Genomic DNA, 2,935 nt, shown 5'->3' with positions numbered 1-2,935 from the left:
TAGCCAACTTGCCGTCGACGCCGATGATAATGCTGTTTTCTGTCTTGAAATCCTGCACTTGCTTGTAGGCATCGCTTGCCTGCGCTCGTAGTTCACCAATGCGATCTTGCAGCCACAAACTCGCACGGCGGGTTGCTTCGAACTTGGCTTGCAGTTGGTCCTCAATATAGGCCTCGGCGACTGCGTTTGCGATTGTTGCAGCCTTGTCTTTGTCGAGCGACGTAAAAGAAATCTGCTCGATGTAGCTGCGCCCCACTCGGTTCACGCGAAGATTGTCTTTGAATGCATCCAACGCGCGCCGAGTCAACTCTTCCTCTGACGTTACGGGCTCAGAGGCCGGCGATAGATGGAAAACGGCTAGAATCCTACGAATAATTCCGCGACCCGGTCCGACAAACTCCGGATCCTCACTCAAGTGTAAGCGCTTGATCACCGACAGCGCCACTCTTTCCGATTTCGTCGTTTCAATCTCGCTTTCGACAGATGCGTCTTCAACCGTCCGGTTCTCGGACGCCATTTCTGTTTGAGTCCAAGTCACCCGCTTGGTGTCGATAATCATGTCCGCCTGTGCGGTGTATTTCTTTGGCGAAACCGCAATGTAGGCCGCGGCGAGCAGCATCGTCAGGGCCGTCACCACCGCGACAAGCCGCCACTGGCGCGTGAAAAAATCTCTAACATTACGCAGGGAAATTGTGCCCTCAACGTCGTCGGGCTTTGCTACTGGCTCGTATGGCTGAGGGGAAAACGGCCTTGCGATGTTCATGTGGCACACTTTGCTGTTGGTAGCAGATTGAAATAGGCGTCGTTACTTTGCTATTTTAGCATCTTGCCATTTTAACTTAACGTGTCGGGCTGACCGGATCGGCGGCCGTCGCTCCGCCCCCCTGAGAACTGCTGGGCCCAGCGACGCTGAACACGGTCGTAGTCTGAGTTCCGGCCGGCGTAGCATTGATGACGATCGTGGTCGGGGTTCCGCCGCCGTAGGTCGGGACTCCGGAAGCGCCCTTGGACCTATTTGGGTTTGTTATGACGACGCTGCCGGCAGATCCCGCGGCGGCGGTCGCGGCAGTTTCGATGTCGCCAGCTACCGCAGCGAAGGACGCCTGAAACTCGCCGTTCTGGAAACCCGCCACAGCTTGCTGGATTTGTTCCGCGGCCTGCTGATCAGTGTTCTCACACGCTAACGCAGCTTGCGCCAGCCCAGCAGCAATGGCCGTTTGGAACTTCGGATTTGCAGTCTCTGCGACCCGCACCAGACTTTCGGCAAGGCGTGGATCGGTTCCAGCTAGTTCACGTGTCTGGATCTCGACCGCTCTCGTTTCAGAATCCGCCGAAGGTATCAAACCCTGGGGATTTAGCTTGAACTGATTCATCTTTTGGGCGGATGCCGGCGGCTTGACGCAGGCTCCCCATGCAGGGCTTAAGAGTAGATTGAATGCCGCCACGATAACCAATTCCCTATTCAGGAAAAAACGCATTTAATTCACCCGGATGTTGGCTTTGCAATTTTTGGGCCGCTGTTAGGACCGAGATAATGCCATTAATTGATGCTACCTACAATCTTTGATGAATCTTAAGGTTGACGCGTGCCGCCTCGATTTATTCCAGCTGGGTGTAAGTCAATGAAGTTATTTGCATTTTTTGGCCCATTAGTGCTTTAGGAAGACCAGTTTCTTGTCGGTTAACAGCCACCCCCAGGGCACCCCGCACGGGACCGTACGTAACAGTGGTGGCGACATTTTGGGCGCAATTTCTGCTCGCTACAGAGATAGTCTAGTGGCGCGGACTTGGACAATGTTCTCGTTCTCGCCAATTGCTCGCTTCGTTTTGCTACGAAAAGAGGTAACGGGTGCAATTTTCTATTTCACCGAGTGAAGAGCTCAAGGTCGCCGGGCAGCCTCCATCAATTGCCCAGGGAATCCGAATTTATGCGATCGGCGACATCCACGGACGCGTCGATTTGCTCGACAAAATACTGTCATTTTGCGCCGCCGATACCGCGAAGCACCCAGTAGCAAGACCCATCTATGTTTTCTTGGGCGACTACATCGATCGTGGTAGCTGGTCGCGCGAAACCATTGCTCGACTGATCGAACACGGCGCTGCCCATGAATCGATATTTCTCAAGGGCAACCATGAATTGCTCGCGATCAATTGCTTGCGCGATCCCACGTTGATTGATCAATGGTTCAGATTAGGCGGCCGAGAGACTTTGGCATCTTACGGCGTGGCTTCCGAGATATTCTCGGATCGTAAGAAAACCGTAGAAACTCAATTAGCCTTCCACAACGCGCTTCCTCAGTCGCATATTCGTTTTCTTCGAGAACTAAAAAAGTCGTTCATTTGCGGCGACTTTTTCTTTGTCCATGCCGGCGTCAGGCCAAACATCGAACTTACGAAACAAACGGAAAAGGACCTTCTGTGGATAAGGGCAGAATTCTTAAATTCAAACCAGGACTTTGGCAAAATTATAGTTCACGGACACACGCCGATTGAGAACGTTGACGTACGTTCAAACCGGATCAATATCGATACCGGTGCCTTTGCAACTGGGGTATTGACCTGCCTGATCATCGAGGGCGAGAGACTAGCTGTATTGTCAGCATCCGCAGATTGACCCAGACTGTGTGAAAACGGCACTCAATGATATGATTCTCCTGTGATTTGCAGGGAGGATTCGATGACGTGCTTTGTCCTTGGCGATGACCGCAGTCAGAGCACGTTGTTTCCCGAACGGCTGGAAGACTATTTATCCGAGGATAATCCGGTTCGGGCGGTCGATGTTTTTGTCGATGAGCTTGATCTGTCGGGGCTCGGCTTTGGCGGCGTTGAGCCGGAGGCGACAGGAAGGCCGGCCTACCATCCGGCGACGTTGCTGAAGATTTACGTCTACGGATACCTCAATCGGGTGCAGTCGAGCCGGCGTCTGGAGCGA

At 53.2% G+C, this 2,935-nt stretch carries 4 protein-coding genes; 2 read left to right on the top strand and 2 right to left on the bottom strand.

The genetic code is table 11. The features are described from left to right. On the bottom strand, window positions 1-763 hold a 763-nt coding region (locus ABSE61_RS36800; protein WP_423876057.1), incomplete at its 3' end, for a GumC family protein. A 76-nt stretch (window positions 764-839) separates the two neighbouring features. After that, window positions 840-1,478 carry a hypothetical protein gene (locus ABSE61_RS36795; protein WP_423876056.1) on the bottom strand — a complete coding sequence of 213 codons (639 nt, stop codon included), beginning with the start codon at window positions 1,476-1,478 and terminating at the stop codon, window positions 840-842. 371 nt (window positions 1,479-1,849) lie between these two features. On the opposite strand from ABSE61_RS36795, the gene ABSE61_RS36790 reads away from it, so the two are divergent. Both ABSE61_RS36790 and ABSE61_RS36785 read left to right on the top strand, forming a co-directional pair. After that, entirely contained in the window at window positions 1,850-2,617 is a 768-nt protein-coding gene (locus tag ABSE61_RS36790; protein WP_423876055.1) for a metallophosphoesterase family protein, read from the top strand. A 63-nt stretch (window positions 2,618-2,680) separates the two neighbouring features. Next, window positions 2,681-2,935: transposase (locus ABSE61_RS36785; protein WP_423876054.1), on the top strand; the 255-nt coding region annotated here is incomplete at its 3' end.

This window comes from Bradyrhizobium sp. (assembly GCF_049519115.1).
GTDB lineage: Bacteria > Pseudomonadota > Alphaproteobacteria > Rhizobiales > Xanthobacteraceae > Bradyrhizobium.
Note: the sequence above shows the minus strand (reverse complement) of the source record. Positions and strands in the feature narration are given on the sequence as shown.